General features: G+C 64.2%; 15 protein-coding genes. 5 read left to right on the top strand and 10 right to left on the bottom strand.

All coding sequences use genetic code 11. The features are described from left to right. Nucleotides 1–103 precede the first annotated feature (103 nt). Both bioH and bioC read left to right on the top strand, forming a co-directional pair. The gene (gene bioH, locus XALGPE39_RS01705; RefSeq protein ID WP_045726729.1) at nucleotides 104–865 is read left to right on the top strand and encodes a pimeloyl-ACP methyl ester esterase BioH; all 762 of its coding nucleotides are present in this window, start codon (nucleotides 104–106) and stop codon (nucleotides 863–865) included. A gap of 165 nt (nucleotides 866–1,030) precedes the next feature. Then, nucleotides 1,031–1,927: a malonyl-ACP O-methyltransferase BioC gene (gene bioC, locus XALGPE39_RS01700; RefSeq protein WP_045728880.1), complete on the top strand. Its 897-nt coding sequence runs from the start codon at nucleotides 1,031–1,033 to the stop codon at nucleotides 1,925–1,927. Between the two features lie 150 nt (nucleotides 1,928–2,077). Here bioC and XALGPE39_RS01695 read toward each other — a convergent pair whose 3' ends face one another. Together XALGPE39_RS01695 and XALGPE39_RS01690 are read right to left on the bottom strand one after the other, a co-directional pair. After that, nucleotides 2,078–2,692 carry a YdcF family protein gene (locus tag XALGPE39_RS01695; protein WP_045728879.1) on the bottom strand — a complete coding sequence of 205 codons (615 nt, stop codon included), beginning with the start codon at nucleotides 2,690–2,692 and terminating at the stop codon, nucleotides 2,078–2,080. Between the two features lie 133 nt (nucleotides 2,693–2,825). Next, nucleotides 2,826–3,047, bottom strand: a complete 222-nt coding sequence (locus tag XALGPE39_RS01690; protein ID WP_235429729.1) for a hypothetical protein — start codon at nucleotides 3,045–3,047, stop codon at nucleotides 2,826–2,828. Between the two features lie 180 nt (nucleotides 3,048–3,227). Between XALGPE39_RS01690 and XALGPE39_RS01685 the strand changes: the two genes are divergently transcribed. Both XALGPE39_RS01685 and mnmG read left to right on the top strand, forming a co-directional pair. Then, on the top strand, nucleotides 3,228–3,695 hold the full coding sequence (locus tag XALGPE39_RS01685) for a hypothetical protein (protein ID WP_045726727.1): 468 nt from the start codon (nucleotides 3,228–3,230) through the stop codon (nucleotides 3,693–3,695). A 494-nt stretch (nucleotides 3,696–4,189) separates the two neighbouring features. Continuing rightward, nucleotides 4,190–6,082 carry a tRNA uridine-5-carboxymethylaminomethyl(34) synthesis enzyme MnmG gene (gene mnmG / locus XALGPE39_RS01680; protein ID WP_045726726.1) on the top strand — a complete coding sequence of 631 codons (1,893 nt, stop codon included), beginning with the start codon at nucleotides 4,190–4,192 and terminating at the stop codon, nucleotides 6,080–6,082. 17 nt (nucleotides 6,083–6,099) lie between these two features. On the opposite strand, the gene XALGPE39_RS01675 is transcribed toward mnmG, so the two are convergent. From XALGPE39_RS01675 to XALGPE39_RS01650, 6 genes are all read right to left on the bottom strand, one after another. Further along, nucleotides 6,100–7,059, bottom strand: coding sequence for an alpha/beta hydrolase (locus tag XALGPE39_RS01675; RefSeq protein ID WP_045726725.1), 960 nt, complete (start codon nucleotides 7,057–7,059; stop codon nucleotides 6,100–6,102). A gap of 271 nt (nucleotides 7,060–7,330) precedes the next feature. Next, complete coding sequence (locus XALGPE39_RS01670) at nucleotides 7,331–8,188, bottom strand: PA4780 family RIO1-like protein kinase (RefSeq protein WP_045726724.1); 858 nt, start codon at nucleotides 8,186–8,188, stop codon at nucleotides 7,331–7,333. A gap of 247 nt (nucleotides 8,189–8,435) precedes the next feature. Beyond that, the gene (locus XALGPE39_RS01665; RefSeq protein WP_045726723.1) at nucleotides 8,436–9,875 is read right to left on the bottom strand and encodes an efflux transporter outer membrane subunit; all 1,440 of its coding nucleotides are present in this window, start codon (nucleotides 9,873–9,875) and stop codon (nucleotides 8,436–8,438) included. Then, nucleotides 9,872–13,000 (bottom strand): efflux RND transporter permease subunit, encoded by a 3,129-nt coding sequence (locus tag XALGPE39_RS01660; RefSeq protein ID WP_045726722.1) that lies wholly within the window; start codon nucleotides 12,998–13,000, stop codon nucleotides 9,872–9,874. Before XALGPE39_RS01660 ends, XALGPE39_RS01665 begins: the two co-directional genes overlap by 4 nt. Before the next feature lie 10 nt (nucleotides 13,001–13,010). After that, nucleotides 13,011–14,075 (bottom strand): efflux RND transporter periplasmic adaptor subunit, encoded by a 1,065-nt coding sequence (locus XALGPE39_RS01655; protein ID WP_304413336.1) that lies wholly within the window; start codon nucleotides 14,073–14,075, stop codon nucleotides 13,011–13,013. A 364-nt stretch (nucleotides 14,076–14,439) separates the two neighbouring features. After that, nucleotides 14,440–15,750, bottom strand: coding sequence for an MFS transporter (locus XALGPE39_RS01650; protein ID WP_045726720.1), 1,311 nt, complete (start codon nucleotides 15,748–15,750; stop codon nucleotides 14,440–14,442). A 264-nt stretch (nucleotides 15,751–16,014) separates the two neighbouring features. Between XALGPE39_RS01650 and XALGPE39_RS01645 the strand changes: the two genes are divergently transcribed. Beyond that, nucleotides 16,015–16,554 carry a gamma carbonic anhydrase family protein gene (locus tag XALGPE39_RS01645; RefSeq protein ID WP_045726719.1) on the top strand — a complete coding sequence of 180 codons (540 nt, stop codon included), beginning with the start codon at nucleotides 16,015–16,017 and terminating at the stop codon, nucleotides 16,552–16,554. Between the two features lie 205 nt (nucleotides 16,555–16,759). On the opposite strand, the gene XALGPE39_RS01640 is transcribed toward XALGPE39_RS01645, so the two are convergent. Together XALGPE39_RS01640 and aceE are read right to left on the bottom strand one after the other, a co-directional pair. Beyond that, nucleotides 16,760–17,401, bottom strand: a complete 642-nt coding sequence (locus XALGPE39_RS01640; RefSeq protein WP_235429728.1) for a hypothetical protein — start codon at nucleotides 17,399–17,401, stop codon at nucleotides 16,760–16,762. A 364-nt stretch (nucleotides 17,402–17,765) separates the two neighbouring features. Continuing rightward, the gene (gene aceE, locus XALGPE39_RS01635; RefSeq protein WP_045726718.1) at nucleotides 17,766–20,456 is read right to left on the bottom strand and encodes a pyruvate dehydrogenase (acetyl-transferring), homodimeric type; all 2,691 of its coding nucleotides are present in this window, start codon (nucleotides 20,454–20,456) and stop codon (nucleotides 17,766–17,768) included. Between the last annotated feature and the right edge of the window lie 144 nt (nucleotides 20,457–20,600).

Raw genomic sequence — 20,600 nt, 5'->3', positions numbered from 1 at the left:
GACATCCCGAACACCACGCAGCCTCGCTCCTGCTGACGCTGTACGTGGCGCGCTGCATGGGATTGCCACGACCTCCCCTTTACCTTCGCAACGACGAGCGACGATGCACATCGAAACCCTGGGACACGGCCCCGATCTGGTCCTACTGCATGGTTGGGCACTGAACGGCGGCATCTTCGCACCGCTGCTCGAACGCCTGTCGGCGCAGTACCGCATGCACGTGGTGGATCTGCCCGGACATGGCCACAGCCGTGGCGACGACACGCCACTGGCACTGCCGCATGTGGTCAGCGCGATCGCCGCAGCCACGCCGCCAGCGGTGTGGCTGGGCTGGTCGCTGGGCGGCCTGTTCGCACTGCATGCCGCCGCGACCCAACCGCAGGTACGTGGCGTGGCGATGCTGGCGGCAACGCCACGTTTCGTTCGCGGTAGCGACTGGCCGCACGCGGTGGCGCCGGAGGTATTCGCCCAGTTCGGCCACGACCTGACCCAGGACTACCGCGGCACGCTGGACCGGTTCCTGGCACTGGACACGCTCGGCTCGGCGCACGCGCAGGCCGAATTGCGCACACTGCGCGCCACCCTCTGCGCACGTGGCGAACCCGATGCGCAGGTACTGCAGGATGGACTGACGCTACTGGAACGCAGCGACCTGCGCCGTGCCCTACCCAGCCTGCGCGTGCCCAGTCTCTGGATCGGTGGCCAACGTGACCGCCTGGTTCCACCCGCAGGCATGGCCGCCGCCGCCGCGCTCGCACCGAACGCGCAATCGTTGTGCATCAAAGGCGGTGGTCACGCGCCGTTCCTCGGTCATGCCGACGACGTCGCCGAGGCGCTAGACGGATTTCTTTCCACGCTGGCGTAACGCCGTATCGTGTCAGGAGCAGGACTCGCGAAAGCATCTGCGCAACCGGCGATGTAACAGGCATGGCGCGCCCCTGCATCGCCGCTGCGCAGGACCGCGCACCGCCTCGCGACCACGGCAGCATGCGTCTGGCCGCAGCAATAGATGACCGGCGATAATACGCAGATGACGTCCTCCACATTCGATCCTCAGCATATCCGCCGGGCATTTTCGCGTGCCGCCAGCAGCTACGACGCCGCCGCTGCCCTACAGCACGAGGTCGAAAAACGCCTGTTGGAATCGCTGGACTATCTCGGCGACCGCGTGCCGCAGGTGGTGCTGGACGTGGGCAGCGGACCGGCACATGCCACGGCGACGATGAAAAAGCGCTGGCCACGTGCACAGGTGATTGCCCTGGATCAGGCGCTCCCGATGTTGCAGCAAGCCAAGCGGCAGGCGAGCTGGTGGAAACCGTTCGGTCGCGTCTGCGCCGATGCGCGCGCACTGCCGCTGGCCGAGCATAGCGTCGATGTGATTTTCAGCAATCTGTGCCTGCAGTGGGTCGAGGATCTACCGGCGGTGTTCGCCGGCTTCCGTCGCGTCCTGCGCCCAGGCGGCCTGTTGTTGTGCTCCAGCTTCGGCCCGGACACGCTGGTCGAACTGCGCGAGGCCTTCGCCCAGGCAGATCGCGAAACACCGCACGTGAGCCGCTTCGCGCCGATCGCGCAGTTTGGCGATGCACTGATGCTGGCGGGATTCCGCGATCCGGTGCTGGACCGCGACCTGTTCACCCTGACCTATCCCGATCTCACCGCACTGATGCTTGAACTGCGCGCAATCGGCGCCACCAACGCGCTGCACACGCGCCGCCACACGCTGACCGGACGCGGTCGTTTCGCCGCCGCCAGCGCCGCCTACGCCGCGCTACGCACCGCCGAAGGCAAGCTACCCAGCAGTTGGGAAGTGATCTACGCACACGCCTGGGCACCACCGCCAGGCACGCCGATCCGCGAGGGCCACGGCGAGATCGCCGCAGTACCGCTATCAGCAATCCCGATCCGCCGCCGCGACGCCGTCCAATAGCACGCGACCGGCGTCTGACTTCGGCAAGCTCCCAAGCGTGCATCATCCAATCCTGCGGGGTGTTGCGATTGCCGATCCGGACGACCCTGCCGCCTGTGGGCGAGATCATCGCTGCGCATTACGCTCAGGACGGCACGCTGGCACGCGGCGTCAGTTGGCCTGCTCCAACAGATCGCGATGGAAGAAATAGACCTCCTGAAGCAGAAAACGCCACCGCGTCTGGAAACTGCGGAAGCGACTGCTCGGCGTCGAAGAAGCCAGGGCCTCGATCTGCAATTCCCGACACAGCCGCAGCGCACGCGCCATGTGCAGGGGATCGCTGACCACAATGACCCGATGCAGACCATGCACACGCATGATCTGACGGGCTTGGATCAGGTTCTGTCGGGTCGTCCGCGAAACCGTCTCGATCAGGACCGCGTCGGCCGGAATACCCTGGCGCAACGCATAGCGGCGGGCCACCTGCGCCTCGGCGAAACGAGCACCGTTGCCGAAGCCACCAGTGAAGATCAACGTTGGCGCATAACCAAGCCGGTACAACTCCAGGGCGTGACGGATGCGCTCTTCGAAAACAGGCGAGGGCTTGGCGTCATAGGCGGCGGCACCGAGTACGATGATGGCATCGGCCGGCGCGGCCTGGTCGCGATCACCGACCCAGACGATGTAGATCGCCACGCCCAATAGCCACAGCCCCAGCAGAACACCCAGGCGAGTGATCCAGAACAGGCCGCCGCGCCATCGCCGCGACTTCGAACCGTCCTTCACGAACACGTCTCCGAATCGGCATGGCAGGCGCACAGGATGCCCGCACCGCAGCCCACCGCCAAGCCACTCAGCACCGCCATCCGGGCCGTCGGCAAGGACGCCTCTGCCTTGGGTTTGATGAGCGCACCGCCCCTCATCGCGCCCTCATCGCATCCTCGCGCACGCGGACTTCGGCACAGTCGTGCGGCAGGGCGAGGGCGTGGCGGGCCAGACTGTTGCGCATGTTGTCGGCGGCCCTGCGCCCACCACACGGGCCGACGGCAGCCTCCAGCACTCCCGAATGCAGCACCATCGGGGTGAGCTGGGCATGGGCGGCAAGACGCGCCAGCGCCATGACGTCGCCGAATTCGGGCAAGCAACATGAGACCATGCGCAAAAGGTTAACGTATCGTCCCGAACGCACAGCGTCCGCCGCCACTGCCAAGCGACCGCTGTTGCACTCGACTTAAGTATTTAACCCACCAACACACAAATTAAGGACGCATTCAATGCAGCAGGCCGAATCTGTCAGTCAGCTTATTGGAGAGCAAATACCATGACACTGCGCCTGATCTGCGCCGCTGGATTGCTCGCCGTGTTGGGTGGCTGCGCCACTTACGATTATGCCGGCGGTAGCGAGGGCGGATACTACCGTGGCGCCCCCTCGGTCGAGTATCGCTACCCCGCCGGCTACTCCGAGTACTACTCCCCATACGGGATGCCTCCCTACATCTATGGTCCCGGCTACTACGGGTCCTTCGGATACTACGGGTATTACAGTTACGGGGTTCCGTACTACTCCCATCGCGACGGCTACCACGGCGGTGATCGCCCGCCACGCGAGCGTCCGGTGCTCATGCCACCGAGCGGAGGCATCGGTATTCCGTCACCAATGCGTCAACAAACCGTCGGCGGCGCACCGCGGTCACAGTCTCTACGGCAACGGCCATCGATCATGCCGAGGATGATTGCACCGCACCCCAGTAACCTGGGGCACAGCAATGTGACACACCACACGTTCTAAAGCTTATAAGGGTCTTGCATCGGTGCCCCTGCAAGACGCACTCTATTTCCCACGGTGTGACCGCTTGCGTCGCTTTACGACCTGAAGCGTTACCCATCCGTTTTATGTCGATGTCCGGCAGGGAATTTGGATCCCCCCTGTTCCAGCCCTGTCGGATGTCGGCGCCTAAAACGAAAAGCCCCGCTGAGCCGGGGCTTTTTGCTTTTAAAGATTGATCGACCCAGGCCACGGACACAAAAAAAGGGCCGGTAGTCCCCCGACTACCGGCCCCGGCTCCCCCGACGCACGCGTGACTGGCCCCTGTTCCAATTCCAGTCATGCGCCCCTGACGCATTGCCACGTTGGGTGCAGTAGAGATATCTGCAGATTACGTGCCAACTTGAGCCTCGAACTCACAAATTGTGATATGAATCACAAATAATCTTTCACGTTTTACATGTCCTTGAACGTGTACCACACTTTCGTCGGTACCCACGCCGACTGACGATTCCCCCATGAGCGATTCCTCCTTCTACCGCTATGACGTGATCGTGATCGGCGGCGGCCATGCCGGCACCGAGGCGGCGCTGGCCTCCGCCCGTGCCGGCGCGCGCACCCTGCTGCTGACCCACAACATGGAAACCGTGGGAGCAATGAGCTGCAACCCGGCCATCGGCGGTATCGGCAAAGGCCATCTGGTCAAGGAAATCGACGCACTGGGCGGGGCCATGGCGCACGCCGCCGATCTGGCCGGCATCCAGTGGCGCACCCTCAATGCCTCCAAGGGTCCGGCCGTGCGCGCCACCCGCTGCCAGGCCGACCGTAGCCTGTACCGCAGCGCGATCAGACGCCTGGTCGAGGCTCAACCCAACCTGACCGTATTCCAGGCCGCCGTCGACGATCTGGTCATGGACGGCGAGCGCGTGCGCGGCGTGCTGACCCAGACCGGGCTGCGCTTCGAGGCGGTGGCGGTGGTGCTGACCGCCGGCACCTTCCTGGCCGGCAAGATCCACATCGGCCAGACCCAATACGCGGGCGGCCGTGCTGGCGACCCGCCAGCCACCGCGCTGGCGCAGGCGCTGCGCGACGGCCGCTTCGGCGTGGACCGACTCAAGACCGGTACCCCGCCACGCATCGATGGCCGCAGCCTGGACTACACGGCAATGGAAGAGCAGCCCGGCGACGCTCCCCTGCCGGTGATGTCCTTCCTCGGCGATGTCGCCCAGCATCCGCGCCAGGTGTCGTGCTGGATCACCCACACCACCGAACGCACCCACGCCATCATCCGCGGCGCACTGGACCGCTCGCCGCTGTACACCGGCCAGATCGAGGGCATCGGTCCGCGCTACTGTCCCTCAATCGAGGACAAAGTGGTGCGCTTCGCCGAGAAAGCCAGCCACCAGATCTTCGTCGAGCCGGAAGGTCTGGATGTGGTCGAGATCTATCCCAACGGCATCTCCACCTCGCTGCCGTTCGACGTGCAACTGGAGTTGGTGCGTTCGATCCGCGGTTTCGAGCGAGCGCATATCACCCGCCCCGGCTACGCGATCGAATACGACTTCTTCGACCCGCGCGGACTGAAGGCCTCGCTGGAGACCAAGGCCATGCCGGGGCTGTTCTTCGCCGGGCAGATCAACGGCACCACAGGCTACGAGGAAGCCGCCGCGCAGGGTCTGATCGCCGGGCTCAATGCGGCGCGTCAAGTGCAGGGGCTGGCAGCGTGGTCGCCGCGCCGCGACCAGGCTTACATCGGCGTCCTGATCGACGATCTAATCACTCACGGCACCAGCGAGCCGTACCGCATGTTCACCAGTCGCGCCGAATACCGGCTGCAGTTGCGCGAAGACAACGCCGACGCGCGCCTGACCAGTATCGGCCGCGAGCTAGGTCTGGTCGATGCGGCGCGCTGGGCGCGGTTCCAGACCAAGCAGGAGGCGGTCACACGCGAGAGCGAACGCCTGCGCGCGCTCTGGGCCACGCCGGGCAACGCGCTGGGCCGCGAGGTGGCACAGACGCTGGGCGTGGCGGTCAGCCGCGAGACCAACGTCCTGGACCTGATCAAACGACCGGAACTGGACTACGCCGCGCTGATGCGGGTGCCGTCGCTAGGCCCGGGTGTGGCCGACACGCAGGTGGCCGAACAGGTCGAGATCGGCATCAAATACGCCGGCTATCTGGAGCGCCAACGCGAAGAAATCGCGCGTCAGCAACGCCACGAGGACACGGCGATCCCGACCACGTTCGACTACGCGCAGGTGCGCGGGCTATCGGCCGAAGTGCAGCAGAAACTCGAACGCGTGCGCCCGCAGACCGTCGGTCAGGCGCAACGCATCCCCGGCATGACCCCGGCGGCGATTTCGCTGCTGCTGGTGCACCTGGAACGCGCGCGGCGCAGCCGGGTGGCCTGAACTGGCAAGTACGCGCGCTACCCCTGTGCGGCGACCGGCAGCAGGCGCTGGCGCAGTTGCAACGCGGCCAGGTCCATGGTCTCGCCCGCCGCGCGTAACACCGCCCCCATGTTGATGAAGCCATGGATCATCCCTGGGTAGACGCGCATGGTCACTTCCACCCCGGCTTGGCGCAGCCGCTGCGCGTAGTGCAGCCCCTCATCGTACAGCGCATCGCGATCAGCCAGTATCACCAGTGCGGGCGCGGCGCCGGCCACGTCCGCAGCCAGCGCCGGTGAAATGCGCCAGTCCGTCGTCACTGCCGGGTCTGGGAGTAATTGACTGTCGAAAAAGCGCATCGCCGCTTCGGTCAGCGGCGGAATGACCGCGTTGTGCACACGCGAGGGGAACGGATTGTCCGGCCGTGCGTCGGTCAGTGGATACATCAGCACCTGACAGCGCAGCGAGATGCCGGCATCGCGCGCGGCCAACGCAGCACTTGCCGCCATCGCGCCGCCGATGCTGTCGCCGGCAATCGCCAGACGCTGTGGATCAGCGCCGACCTCGGCGGGATTGGCGGCCAGCCACTGCACCACCGCGATCACGTCCTCGATGCCGGCCGGCGCCGGATGTTCTGGCGCGAGCCGGTAATCCACCGCCAGCAACTGACAGCCAGCGCGCGCGGCCAGGTGCCGGCAGACATCGTCGTGCGAGTCGAGATCGCCGAGCACTCCACCACCGCCATGCACATAGACGCAGGTGGGTGCCGGCAGCGACTCCATGCCAATCGGCCGGTACAGGCGCAACGGCACCGGTCCGCGCGGTCCTGGCGCCTGCGCTGTGCGCACTTCGGCCATCTCCAACGGCGGAAAACCGAACTGCGCCCCTAATGCAGAAAACGTCGCGCGCGCGGCGGGCAACGGCAATTGCTCCATCGGCGGTTGCCCGGACTGCTGCACCTGAGCGAAAAAACGAACGACGTCTGGATCGAAGTACATGGTTGGCCCTCCCGGGGCAGCTATGCAGACGGTGGCGTCCAGATTGTTATTTCTCATAACCATTTCTGCAAATAAACGAAATGACCATGCGGGAGATGGATCGCCGCACGGCCATGCGTTCAGCGCAGATGACGCCCTGCGATGCACACAAAGCGCAAGCAAGACAAGGCGATACACACTGGCATCGCCGGCCCAGGCCAGAGTGGCGGCACGGCGACACCGCATTGCATCGCAACATGCGCTTGCGCGAAGGTGCCCGCCGTACAGCGGATCAGTCGTCGCTGGCGGCGGCTTCGCGACCCTGCTGACGGATGAGCGCTTCCTGCCGTGCATCCTCGATCGAGGCACGCACCGCGCGCACGTCCGCACGACGGGTGTCGAACGCAAAGCGGCCAGTGAGCGGAGTATCCGAGCGCAATGCGCCCTTTTCGTAGAGCGCCCACATTTCCTCGCCGTAGTGGGTGGCGTTGAGATCGGGGGCGAAGCGGCCCAGGCAGTCGCGCAGGTTGTGCACGTCGCGCAACAGCATGGCACGCGCGGCGTTGTTGCCGGCAGCGCTGACCACCTGCGGAAAATCGATCACCACCGGGCCATCGGCGGCAACCAACACGTTGTATTCGGACAGATCGCCATGGATCAGGCCCAGGCACAGCATCTTCGCCACATCGCCGATCAAACGGGCGTGGAAGGCGCATGCCTGCTCCGGCGACAGTTCCACTTCGCTCAAGCGTGGCGCGCTCTGACCATCGGCATCAGTGACCAGTTCCATCAACAGCACACCGTGGAAATAGCCGCGCGGCTGCGGCACATGCACGCCCGCATCGACCAGTTGATACAACGTGTTGGCCTCGGTGTCTTTCCACGCGGCCTCCTGTTCGCGGCGACCGAACTTGGTGGCCTTGCCCATCGCTCGCGCCTGGCGGCTACCGCGCACCTTGCGCCCTTCCTGGTACTGCACCCGCGCCTGGAAACTGCGCTGGGCCATGTCCTTGTATACCTTGGCGCACAACACGTCGTCGCCAGCCTGGACCACGTAGACCGCAGCCTCCTTGCCACTTTTGAGCGGACGCAGCACGCCATCGATGACACCGTCATCGATTAGCGGTTGCAGGCCCTGCGGGATTTTCATCGGTCGCCGAATACCATGCGTGAGGAACTGTGATTATGGCGCAAGCCTGCCACAGTATCGGGTCACACGTACCACTACGGCGCAGCGCCGAGCGCGGACAATGTGCCGATGAACTCGCGCGCGGCGCACCACGCGATGCGACAACAGCACCGGCGTCGGCACGGATGGCACGCGGTCAGGCAGGGGCCTGCACAAGCAGGCACTGACCGCGTTAGCAGCAATCGCGAGCGTGGCCGAGCGCAGCAGGTCAGGGCGTGCCGGCCTGGGCATCGGCACCGCCACCCAGCACTTGGTACAGCGTCACTCGGTTGCTGGCATCCTGCAAACGCAGCGAGATCAACGCCTGCTGCGCGGCGAACAGCGAGCGCTGGGCATCCAGTACCGCCAGGTGACCATCCAGGCCAGCGCGGTAGCGCGCGTCGGCCAGCGTGTAGCTGCGCTGACTGGCAGCGACCAACGCCTGCTGCGCGGTGAGCTGCATCTGCATGTGATCCTGCGCGGCCAGGGCATCGGCAACTTCGGCAAAGGCCGACTGGATCGCCTTCTCGTACTGCGCCACCGCAATGTCCTTGCCGATCTTGGAGGCGTCGAGGGATGCCTTCAACGCGCCGGCATGGAAGATCGGCGTGGTGATGCTGGGCACGAACGACCAGGTGCGTGTGCCGGCAGAGAACAACGTGGACAACGCATCGCTGCTGCGGCCGGTGGAGGCGGTAAGGCTCAGCGACGGGAAGAACGCCGCGCGGGCCGCGCCGATGTCGGCATTGGCCGCCTGCAAGCTGTGCTCTGCAGCGAGTACGTCTGGACGTTGCAGTAGCACCGCAGAAGACAGATGCGCCGGCACCGGTGCCAATGCAACGCTGTGGTCGATGGCATGCTCGCTCGGCAACAGCGCCGCGTCCACCGGGGCACCCACCAGCAATTGCAAGGCATCGCGTGCCTGCGCGAGCTGCGTGGCGGCGCTGGCCACGCTCACCCGCGCGGCTTCGACACTGGTCTGCTGCTGGGCCAGGTCCAACGCCGACACGGTGCCGACGCTGTGCTGGCGTTCGGTCAATTGCAGCGTCTGCGTCTGGCTGTCCAGGGTCTGCTGCGCGAGCGCCAGTTGCGCTTGGTCGGCGGCGACCGTCAGCCATGCCTCGGCAACCTGGGCAATCAGGCTCAGGCGCACGCTGCGCTGGGTTTGCGCGCTGGCCAGCCAGTTCTGCAATGCCTCCTGCTTGAGGCTGCGCAATTGTCCGAACAAATCCAACTGCCAACTGCTGAAGCCGACCTGCAAGGTGTCACTGGTGTTGATCTGCGAGACGCCCGTGTCGCTGCTGGCAGCGTCGACCCGCTGGCGCGTCTGGCTGGCGCTGGCGTCCAGCGATGGCAACTGCGCGGCACGCTGGATGCGGTACTGCGCGCGCGCCTTGTCGATGGAGAGCATCGCCACGCGCAGGTCGCGGTTGTTTTGCAACGCCAGCGCGATGGTTTGGCGCAGGCGCGGATCCAGAAATACCGCCTGCCAATCCGGCATCGCCAGCGTATCGGCGACCGGGCCCGCAGCGTGCGCGGCGCTTGCATCGGCGGCGGCAAGATGCGCCGGCACCGGTGCCGCCGGACGCACGTAGGTCGGTGCCAAAGTGCAACCGGCCAACCCCAGCAACGTGGCAGCAGCCACGCTCACACGCAAGGGAGTGCTCATGAACCCACCTCCTCGCTCGCCACCCTGCGCTCGGGGAACAGGCGGCGCACGATCACGTAGAACAACGGCACGAAGAACAGGCCCAGGGTGATCGAGGCCAACGTACCGCCAGTGACGCCAGTGCCCAGCGAGTGACGCGCGGCAGAACCAGCGCCGTGACTGAACATCAACGGCAACACACCAAGCAGGAAGGCCAGCGAGGTCATCAGGATCGGCCGCAAGCGCATTTGTACCGCATGCAGGGTCGCGGCCAGCAGGCTTTCACCGCGCTGTTCCAACTCGCGGGCGAACTCGACGACGAGGATGCCGTTTTTAGCCGCCAAGCCAACCGTCGTGAGCAGGCCCACCTGGAAGTACACGTCGTTCTCCAAGCCACGCAGGGTCATCAGCAGCACCGCGCCGAACACGCCCACCGGCACCGCAAGCATCACCGCGAACGGGATCGACCAACTCTCGTACAACCCCGCCAAGCACAGGAACACGAACAGCAGCGAGATCGCGTACAGCGCCGGTGCCTGGTTGGCAGACAACTTCTCTTGATAGGCCATGTCCGACCAGGCATAGCCAAAGCCATGCGGTAGTTGCTTGCTCAACTCCGCCATCTCGTCCATCGCCGCGCCGGAGCTGACGCCCTTCACTGCCTGGCCGGTGAGTTCCATCGCCGACACGCCGTTGTAGCGTTCCAACGCCGCCGGCGCGCTGCTCCAGCGGGAGGTGGTGAAGGCGGACATCGGCACCATGTCGCTGTTGGTGTTGCGCACCGTCCAGCGCTCCAGGTCGTGCGGCGCCATGCGTGCATCTGCGTCGCCCTGGACGTAGACCTTCTTGATGCGGCCCTTGTAGATGAAGTTGTTGACGAAGTCGCCACCGAGCACGCTGTTGAGCGTGGCATTGATGTCGCCCGGATCCACGCCCAGCGCCTGCGCCTTGTTGTCGTCGATCTTGACCATGTACACCGGCGCATCCTCCAGACTGGCATAGCGCACGTTCACTAGCTTGGGATCATGCGCGGCCAGATGCAGCAACTTGTCGCGCGCGGCAAGCAGAGCGGCATGGCCGGCGCCTTCGTAGTCCATCAACTCGAAGGTGAAACCGGACGCGTCGCCGAGGCCGGTGATCGCCGGCGGCGAGGTCACGAACAGATCCGCATCGGGCACGTCGGCCAAGGCCTTTTTGAGACGCTCGGCAATGGTGTCGGCATCGTCGTCGCGGTCGTCCCAATCCTTCAGCCGCACGAAGGCCATGCCGACGTTCTGACCGGAACCGGTGACGCTGAAGCCAGCGGAAGACAGAACCGAGCGAACGCCAGGATCCTTCATCGCGACCTGGGTCAACCGGTCTGCCACCTGTTGGGTCTGCTCCAGGGTGGAGCCCGCCGGCAGCTTGACCAGCACATTGAGCATGCCCTCGTCTTCGTCGGGCAAAAAGGCGCCGGGCAAACGCCACAGCAGTAGACCGGTGACGCCCAGCAGCAACGCGTAGGCGAGCAGGCCCAGCGCACGCTGTCCAAGCACGCGCTCGACCAGCGCGCGATAGCGCTCGGACAGATGCCGAAAGCGCGTGTTGAACCAGACGAAGAACCAGCCCAGACGCCCATGCGAACCGATCGGCGCCTCGCCCTGATGCAGCGGCTTGAGAATGGTCACGCATAGCGCCGGGGTCAGGGTCATCGCGACCAATACCGACAGGATCATCGAGGCGGCGATGGTGATCGAGAACTGCCGGTAGATCACGCCAGTGACGCCGTTGAAGAAGGCCATCGGCACGAACACCGCCGTCAGTACCAGCACGATGCCTATCAACGCGCCGCCGATCTGCTGCATCGAGCGCAAGGTTGCTTCTTTCGGTGGCAGCCCTTCCTGGCCCATGACTCGCTCCACGTTCTCCACGACCACGATCGCATCGTCCACCAGCAAGCCAATCGCCAGCACCATCGCGAACATGGTCAACGTGTTGATCGAGTAACCGAACGCGGCGAGCACACCGAAGGTCCCCATCAGCACCACCGGCACCGCGATGGTCGGGATCAGCGTGGCGCGCCAGTTCTGCAGGAACAGGTACATCACCGCCACGACCAACAGCACCGCCTCGATCAGGGTGATGACCACTTCCTTGATCGAGGTGGTGACGAACGGAGTGCTGCTGAAAGCGATATGGTAGTTGTAGCCGTGCGGCCAATACTGTTTGAGCTCATCCAGGCGCCGTTCGATCGCCTCGGACACCTCGACGGCGTTGGCGTCGGAGTTGAGCTCGATCCCCAGCGACGCCGAGGGCTTGCCATTGAAGCGGGAAAGCGTGCCATAGGTCACCGGGCCCAGGCCGATCTTGGCCACGTCGGATAGGTGCACGGCGGCGCCACCGGGATCGCTCTTGAGCACGATCGCACCGAACTGCGCCGGCGTCTGCAGGCGGCTGCGGGTGGTCACGGTCGCATCCAGGCGCTGCCCACGCAGCGACGGCTGGCCACCGAGTTCGCCGGCCGACACGTCGGTGTTCTGCGATTGCAGCGCGTTCTCCACGTCCGATGGCATCAAGGCGTACTTGCGCAGCTTTTCCGGGTCCAGCCAGATGCGCATGGCGTATTCCGAACCAATCGGCTGGATATTGCCCACGCCGCTGACGCGGCTGATCTGGTCGTCGATGCGCGATTCCATGTAATTGGCGACATCGAAGCTGTCCATGCTGCCGTCGTCGGAAGTGAACGCCACCACTTCGAACAGCGAACCACTGGACTTGGTGATGATCAAGCCGTTCTGCTGCACCGCCTGCGGCAGTATCGACATCACCGACTGCAACTGGTTCTGCACCTGCACCTGCGCGGTGTCGGCGTTGGTGCCGGTCTGGAACACCAGATTGACCTGCGCGGTGCCATCCGAAGCACTGGTGGAAGTCATGTACAGCAGATGATCCAGGCTTTGCTGCGACTGCTCGATCAACTGGGTGACAGTGTTCTCCACGGTCTGCGCCGAGGCACCGTTGTAGGTGGCGCGCACCGTGATGGTCGGCGGCGCCATATGCGGATAGCGCTCGACCGGCAGCGCATGAATGGCCAACATGCCCATCAGCACGATCACGATGGCCATGACCCAGGCCACCATCGGGTGGTTGACGAAGAAACGCGACATGCGGAAGTCCTCAGTCGGCCTGGGCAGCGCCCGGCACCGCTGGCGCGGCGTCGAGTTCGGCGGCGCTGACCGGATACGGCGTCACCGTCTTGCCGATCTCGGCGCGGCTCCCGTTGACCACGATGAGCCGCTCGCCCGGTTTGAGTCCGGACTCCACCACCCAATCGTGACCCAACGTATCGCCGGTGTGGATGCGGCGCTCCACCACCCGATTTTGCGCATCGAGCAGCTTGACCAGCGGCTCACCCTTGCTGTCCCGGGCGACCGCCTGCTGCGGCACCAACATCGCGTCCTGATTGGTGGCCATCGGCAACACCGCCCGCAGATACATGCCCGGCAACAGCAGATGTTCCGGGTTGGGGACCACCGCGCGCAAGGTGACGTTACCGGTACCGGCATTGACCTGGGTCCCGACGAACTCCAGTGTGCCCGCATGCGGATAGGTGGTGCCATCCTCCAAGCGCACCTGCACCTGCGCCTTGCCATCGATGGCGCGGATGCGGCCAGCGTCGAGCTGGCGCCGCAGCGCGAGGATCTGCGTACTGGACTGGGTGACATCCAGATAGATCGGGTCCAGCCGCTGAATCGTGGTCAGCGCGGCATCCTGCGCGGCGGTGAGCAGCGCGCCGACGGTATAGGCCGAGGTGCCGATGCGGCCAGAAATGGGCGCGGTGATTCGGGTGTAATCCAGATTGATCCGTGCCGCCTGCAGCCCCGCCTTGGCCGCGATCACCGCCGCCTCATCCTGGCGCAGCGCGGAAATCGCATCGTCGGTGTCCTGCTTGCTGGCCGCGTCCATCCCGACCAGGGTGCGGTAACGCTCGGCCTTGGGCCGCGCACTGGCCAGAGCCGCCTCGGCCTGAACCAGATTGCCACGGGCGATGTCGTAGGCCGCCTGATAGGGCGCCGGATCGATCTGGTACAGCGGCTGCCCGGCCTTGACCTCCTGGCCCTCCACGAACAGTCGCTGGCGTAGCAGCCCGCCGACCTGCGGCCGCACATCCGCCGTCTCGTAAGCCACCGTGCGCCCAGGCAGGGTGCGCTCGACAGGAAGCGCATGGGCGCTCAAGGTCATCACCCCGACTCGCGGCAGCGCCGTAGCGGACGGCTTATCGCCAGAGCAGCCACCAACGCCAACAACCAGAGACAACAGCGCACAACAGGAGAGGCGACGGAGCCCCGGAACGACGTCGGACATGGGCAAGCGACTGTGATGAAACCGTCAACGATACTCCACTCACGTGTCGCACTGCACCATCGGCAACACAAAGGTGTTGTACGGCCTTCACAAATGACGCGGAAAACTGGGTAAAACGCGCATCGACCCGACCGTATTTAACGTTGATTTTATGGCGGCGAAGGCACATTTCGATCATCGAACATTTCGCGTTAGCCGCCGCCATCGACGCGGACGCGCGGGCCGACGACGGCCAGAGGATTTAACGCGCACGCAACGCCAGCAAGGACGCCGCAGCGAGCAATAAAGGCAACGTAAAGACCATGTACAGCCGCGACGGCTGCCACCCTGCATCGATCAACAGGCCCACGGTCGGCGGCGACAGGATCGCGCCGAGGCGGCCGATTCCAATCGCCCATCCCAGGCCGGTGCCGCGGATCGACGCATCGAATATCACCGGTGCGGTCGCGTACAGTCCGGACATCGCCGCGAACACCGCCGCACCGATGACCAGGGCAATCGCGAAAGCCGACGCCAGTTGGGTGCTGTAACCGGCGAAAACCAGCATCGCCAGCGCTGCCAGCAGGAACATCCCCAGCGTCAACCAACGCAAGGGCCAGCGCACTGCCAGCCAACTGAACACGCCGCCGCCGACAATACCGCCCAGGTTGAGCAAGGTGCCGCCCGTGATGCCCTGCTGCGCCGACATACCGGCGGCGACCAATAACTTGGGTGTCCAGCTCAGCACGAAATAGAACACGAACATGTGCAAGAAGAACGCCAGTGCAAGCAACAGCGAACGGCGACGCATCGCGCCGACGAACAACACGGCATAGCCCCGGCGTGGAACGGCATCGCGCGGCGGCAACGCGGGCAATTCCTGTAATGGCGCCTGCCGCATGCGCCGCAACGTCGCGTTGAGCTGTGCCAACGCGTTGGGCGGACGCCGGTTGATCAGGAAATCCAGCGACTCTGGCAAGCACGCCAGCACCAGCGGCATGCACAGCAGCGAACACCCCGCGCCGAACAGAAAGACCGCGTGCCAGTGCAAATGCCAATGTTCGAGGATCAAGCCGGCGATCACACCGCCGAGTGCGGCACCGATCGGATAACCGGTGGTCTGCAACACCACCGCCGTACTGCGCCATTTGGCGCTGGCGTATTCGGCGGTGATCGCCCCCACGCCAGGAAGCATGCCGCCGATGCCGAGGCCGGTGAACACCCGCAAGATCCAAAGCTGCTGCACATTCTGCGCCATCGCCGAGGCGCCCATGCCTACGGTGAGAATCGCCAGGCACCCCAGGATGAAGCGCCGCCGCCCCCAACGATCGGCCAACGGCGCCAGGCACAACGAGCCCACCGCCATGCCAATCAAACCGGCACTGAGCAACCCTCCCAGGAGCTTGCCGGATAACTGCCAATCGTCGGACACATGCGAGGCGGTGAATGCCATCACCATCACGTCGAAGCCATCGAGCATGGTCAACAACACGCAAATCCCGATGGCCATCCATTGGAAGCCACCCATGCGGTTCTGCACGAGAGAGCCGGGTACAGCGGCAGCATGCGGCATGACGAAATTCCTAAAGGGAAATGGGGGAAAGGCAGCAGCCGGACGCTACCGCGCCTGCCTGACCCGATGCAATGTACTGCGTTGCATTTACCTTAGACGTATCGCGTCCCCCGGCCGGATAAGCAAAAAGCGCGCGCATGCCCAAGGCCCGAATCGCGACGATGGCACCTGCATCCGCACGCAGTGCGCGACAGCGACTGGATCGGCACGCAAGCTATCATCGTCCGTCACTACGGCCATTGACCGCGCTCGTCGCAGACCGCCATGCCCACGATCCGCCCATTCCTCGATAAGACCCCTCGACTCGGCGACCGCGTCTATCTGGACCCGGCCTGCACCCTCATCGGCGACGTGGTGCTGGAGGACGACGTCTCGGTGTGGCCAGGCACGGTGATCCGCGGCGACGTCAACCATGTGCGCATCGGCGCACGCAGCAATCTTCAGGACGGCACCATCGTGCACGTCAGCCACCACAGTCCGTACAACAAGGCCGGCTATCCCACTGTCATCGGCGCGGACGTGACCGTCGGCCACGGCACTATTCTGCACGCCTGCACCATCGAGGACCTGTGCTTGATCGGCATGGGCGCATGCGTCCTCGACGGCGCCACGGTCAGGAAATATGGATTCGTCGGCGCTGGCGCGGTAGTCGGCCCAGGCAAGACCGTGGGCGAACGCGAACTGTGGCTGGGCAATCCCGCGCGGCCGGCGCGCCTGCTCAGCGACAAGGAAATCGAGAGCCTGCACTATTCCGCGCAGCACTACGTGCGGCTGAAGAACCAGTACATGGGCATCACCGACTAGCATGCTGCAAGCAAACGCGTTGTCAGGGGGCAATTGACGCCCCCTTTCGCATTTGCGCAACGCCTGCCGTCGCGTGTGCTTGAGTCGCCACAGGATCGAGGCGCTCGCACCCATCTGCCGCATCAGCCTCAATGCCGATAGGTACGTCTTGCTCTAGCCACGACGTACCCACCTACTCTCCGAGCCGCTTCGCCGCCGATATTCCCTATTCGCAGTGCTTGGGAGCGGGTTTGACATCGACCGGAGTGGTCTGCCCATCCGCGCCCACGCGATTGACGACCAGCACACAGACCGAATTGCGGAAGTCGATGTTCAAAGCGACTTCATAATCAGAACCCGCTTGCGGTACAAAGCTGGAGGCAAACGACGGAGCGCACTCCCACCCCGGATGAAAACTATGAAAACCTGGCGTTTGGCTCCAAACTGCAGGCGAACCGGCAGCAGCCTCCACCACAACAGGCTTACCCGCTTCCAGGGCATATTCCTTGTAGTACGGCTTGGAGCCGATCATCTTACGATTGCCGATATTCTTCGTATTGGACGTTTCTGGAATTCCGATTCCTTCATTCTTTACAGCGCCGAACAAGGAACCAAAGGCACTCCCCAGCGATCCAGAGACACGGATTTTTTCACCATACTTGGCGGTGCACACGGCATCCTTGTATAGCACTAGGCCGACACCATTCTGGCCAAACAAGCGAATGCGCGCACCCGCGTCATTTGCGTGTGGTGTCGCCTGCTCTTCTGCAAAGACAGACATCGTGCAAGCGCCGCTCAGCAGCACGATCAGAAACTTCCCCATTATTTTCAAAAAACTTTCTCCATTTGTGTTGATTTTTAAATACATTTCGACTCATCAGCAAAGAAAGATCTTCGCCGATGCAAGGATACTCTTGGCGATTCGCCCTTCAGGCCGGCATCTTTAAGGATGCGGTTCAACCTACCGGAACCACATCATTGCCTGGCATGCCGACCACTGTCACGCGGCCCGGGTAAACGAGGTACTTGAACTGGGGATGGCTCCCAATCCGGCCGAGTTGCTACCAGCCTGCGTCATTGAGGCATCGCAGCACTCGCGGATTTTCAGGAGCATGTTCTTCGCGCTCCTTGCGAATGCGGGAGCGGCTAGCGGAAGAGCGCTCTCTTCCATTTCAGGCACCCTCTCCCGCCTAGGCAGGAGAGGGGCAACACATGATTACAACGCGGGTCGGTCAAACCCCAACCGGATTCGCTTTCTCCGGATCGATCTTGTAGTGCTTGATCGCCTTCGCCACGTCCTTGCCGGTCATCTTGCCTTCCTTCGCCAACGCGGCGATGGCGGCGTGGGCGATGTAGTAGCGGTCCACCTCGAAGAAGCGGCGCAGGTTGGTGCGGGTATCGCTGCGGCCAAAGCCATCGGTGCCCAACACCGTGTAGCCCATCGGCACGAAGGCGCGGATCTGGTCGGCAAAGCCACGCACGTAGTCGGTGGCGGCAATGGCCGGACCTTGGCGGCCTTCCAGCAACTCGGTGACGTAAGGCTTGCGCTGCGCGGCCTCCGGATGCAGGCGGTTCCAACGCTCCACGTCGAAGCCGTCGCGGCGCAGTTCGTTGAAGCTGGGGCAGGACCAGATGTCGGCGGTGACACCGAAGTCCTTTTCCAGTAGCTCAGCCGCGGCGATGGCTTCGCGCAGGATGGTGCCCGAGCCCAGCAGTTGCACGCGCAGTTCGCCCTTCTTGAGCTTGCCGGCGTCCTTGAGCAGGTACATGCCCTTGATGATGCCCTGCTCCGCGCCCGCCGGCATGTCCGGGTGGGCGTAGTTTTCGTTCATCAGGGTGATGTAGTAGTACTCGTCCACCTGCTCTTGCATCATCTGCTGGATGCCGTGCTGCATGACCACAGTGACCTCGAAACCGAAGGTCGGGTCGTAGCTGCGCACGTTGGGAATCGAACCGGCGATGACCTGGCTGAAGCCGTCTTCGTGCTGCAAGCCTTCGCCATTGAGCGTGGTGCGACCGGCGGTGCCGCCGAGCAGGAAGCCGCGCGTGCGCATGTCCGCCGCCTGCCAGGCGATGTCGCCCACGCGCTGGAAACCGAACATGGAGTAGTAGATGTAGAACGGCAACATCGGCACGTTGCTGACCGAGTAGCTGGTGCCGGCGGCCATCCACGAGGAGATCGCGCCCGGCTCGCTGATGCCTTGTTGCAACACCTGACCGGACTGGTCTTCGCGGTAGAACATCAACTGATCCGCGTCCACCGGCTTGTACTTCTGGCCGAACGGAGCGTAGATGCCGATCTGCCGGAACATGCCTTCCATGCCGAAGGTGCGCGCTTCGTCGGCCACGATCGGCACGATGCGCGGGCCCAGTTCCTTATCGCGCAGGGCGATGTTGAGGCTCTGCACGAACGCCATGGTGGTGGAGTAGGTGCGCTCGCCGCTGTCCTTGAGCAGGCGCTCGAACTTGTCCAGGCCCGGTGCGGGGATGGACAGGCTGGCCTTGCGACGACGCTGCGGCAGGTAGCCGCCGAGCGCGGCGCGGCGCTGCTGCAGATACTGCACTTCCGGCGAATCCGGGCCGGGATGGTAGAACGGCACCTGTTCGGCGTCGGCCAGTTGTTTGTCGCTGAGCGGGATGTTGAAGCGGTCGCGGAACGCGCGCACGGCATCGTCGTCCAGCTTCTTGGTCTGGTGGGTCGGGTTCAGCGCTTCGCCGGCCGAGCCCATGCCGTAGCCCTTGACCGTCTTGGCCAGGATCACGGTGGGCATGCCCTTGGTGTTCACCGCCTGGTGGTAGGCGGCGTAGACCTTGTGCGGATCGTGGCCGCCACGGTTCAAGCGCCAGATGTCGTCGTCGGACAGACCAGCGACCATGGCAGCGGTCTCCGGGTACTTACCGAAGAAATTGGCGCGGGTATAGGCGCCGCCGAAGGCCTTGCAGTTCTGATATTCACCGTCGACGGTTTCCATCATCAACTTCTTCAGCACGCCATTGCTGTCCTTGGCGAGCAGGGCATCCCAATAGCCGCCCCACAGCAGCTTGATGACATTCCAGCCGCCACCACGGAACACGCCTTCCAACTCTTGGATGATCTTGCCGTTGCCGCGCACCGGGCCATCCAGGCGCTGCAGGTTGCAGTTGACCACGAAGATCAGGTTGTCCAGGCCTTCGCGGCCGGCCAGAGCGATGGCGCCCAGGGTCTCGGGTTCGTCGCTCTCGCCGTCGCCGATGAAGCACCACACCTTGCGGTCGGATTTTTCGATCAGACCGCGGTGTTCCAGGTACTTCATGAACTGCGCCTGGTAGATGGCGCTGAGCGGGCCCAGGCCCATCGACACGGTGGGGGTCTGCCAGAAGTCCGGCATCAACCACGGGTGCGGATAGGAGGAGATGCCCTGCCCACCGACTTCCATGCGGAAATTGTTGAGCTGGTCTTCGCTGATGCGGCCTTCGAGGAAGGCGCGGGAATAGATGCCCGGGGAGCTGTGACCCTGGATGTAGAGCAAGTCGCCGGGATGCTGTTCCGAAGGCGCACGCCAGAAGTGGTTGAAGCCCACGTCGTACAGGGTGGCGCTGGAGGCGAAGGAGGCGATATGGCCGCCCAAATCGCCCGGCTTGCGGTTGGCGCGCACCACGGTGGCCATCGCGTTCCAGCGGATGATCGAGCGGATCTTCCACTCGATGGCCGCATCGCCGGGGCTCTTGGCCTCGTTGGCGGGCGAGATGGTGTTGACGTACTCGGTGGTCGGCGAGAACGGCAGATAGGCACCGGAACGACGGGTCAGTTCGACCATGTCCTCCAGCAATTGATGCGCGCGCTCGGGGCCTGCGACATCGATGACGGCCTTGAGCGATTCGATCCACTCCTGGGTTTCAGTGGGATTCGGATCGTTCTGCAGCACCTCGTTCAACCAATTCATAACGCTCCCGTAGGTCGCACGCACGCGCGCGATGGCTGTGTTCTCTTGAAGCCTCCAAGTGTAGCGCAACCGCTCGCCCGCACCTCGTACGCCAGCGTATGGATGGCCTGCACTGTCACATTGGCCCGGGGACACGCGCCAGGC

Origin of the sequence: Xanthomonas sp. GPE 39 (genome assembly GCF_000963005.1) — a bacterium.
In the GTDB taxonomy this organism is placed as follows: domain Bacteria; phylum Pseudomonadota; class Gammaproteobacteria; order Xanthomonadales; family Xanthomonadaceae; genus Xanthomonas_A.
The sequence above is the reverse complement of the archived record's forward strand: the minus strand, read 5'-3'. Positions and strand labels throughout refer to the sequence as shown.

Excerpts from the sequence above, each read along its gene's own strand:
- bioH (WP_045726729.1), top strand. The coding sequence starts at position 104 with ATGCACATCGAAACCCTGGGACACGGCCCCGATCTGGTCCTACTGCAT.
- bioC (WP_045728880.1), top strand. The coding sequence starts at position 1,031 with ATGACGTCCTCCACATTCGATCCTCAGCATATCCGCCGGGCATTTTCG.
- XALGPE39_RS01685 (WP_045726727.1), top strand. The coding sequence starts at position 3,228 with ATGACACTGCGCCTGATCTGCGCCGCTGGATTGCTCGCCGTGTTGGGT.
- mnmG (WP_045726726.1), top strand. The coding sequence starts at position 4,190 with ATGAGCGATTCCTCCTTCTACCGCTATGACGTGATCGTGATCGGCGGC.
- XALGPE39_RS01675 (WP_045726725.1), bottom strand. The coding sequence starts at position 7,059 with ATGTACTTCGATCCAGACGTCGTTCGTTTTTTCGCTCAGGTGCAGCAG.
- XALGPE39_RS01670 (WP_045726724.1), bottom strand. The coding sequence starts at position 8,188 with ATGAAAATCCCGCAGGGCCTGCAACCGCTAATCGATGACGGTGTCATC.
- XALGPE39_RS01665 (WP_045726723.1), bottom strand. The coding sequence starts at position 9,875 with ATGAGCACTCCCTTGCGTGTGAGCGTGGCTGCTGCCACGTTGCTGGGG.
- XALGPE39_RS01660 (WP_045726722.1), bottom strand. The coding sequence starts at position 13,000 with ATGTCGCGTTTCTTCGTCAACCACCCGATGGTGGCCTGGGTCATGGCC.
- XALGPE39_RS01655 (WP_304413336.1), bottom strand. The coding sequence starts at position 14,075 with ATGACCTTGAGCGCCCATGCGCTTCCTGTCGAGCGCACCCTGCCTGGG.
- XALGPE39_RS01650 (WP_045726720.1), bottom strand. The coding sequence starts at position 15,750 with ATGCCGCATGCTGCCGCTGTACCCGGCTCTCTCGTGCAGAACCGCATG.
- XALGPE39_RS01645 (WP_045726719.1), top strand. The coding sequence starts at position 16,015 with ATGCCCACGATCCGCCCATTCCTCGATAAGACCCCTCGACTCGGCGAC.
- XALGPE39_RS01640 (WP_235429728.1), bottom strand. The coding sequence starts at position 17,401 with ATGTATTTAAAAATCAACACAAATGGAGAAAGTTTTTTGAAAATAATG.
- aceE (WP_045726718.1), bottom strand. The coding sequence starts at position 20,456 with ATGAATTGGTTGAACGAGGTGCTGCAGAACGATCCGAATCCCACTGAA.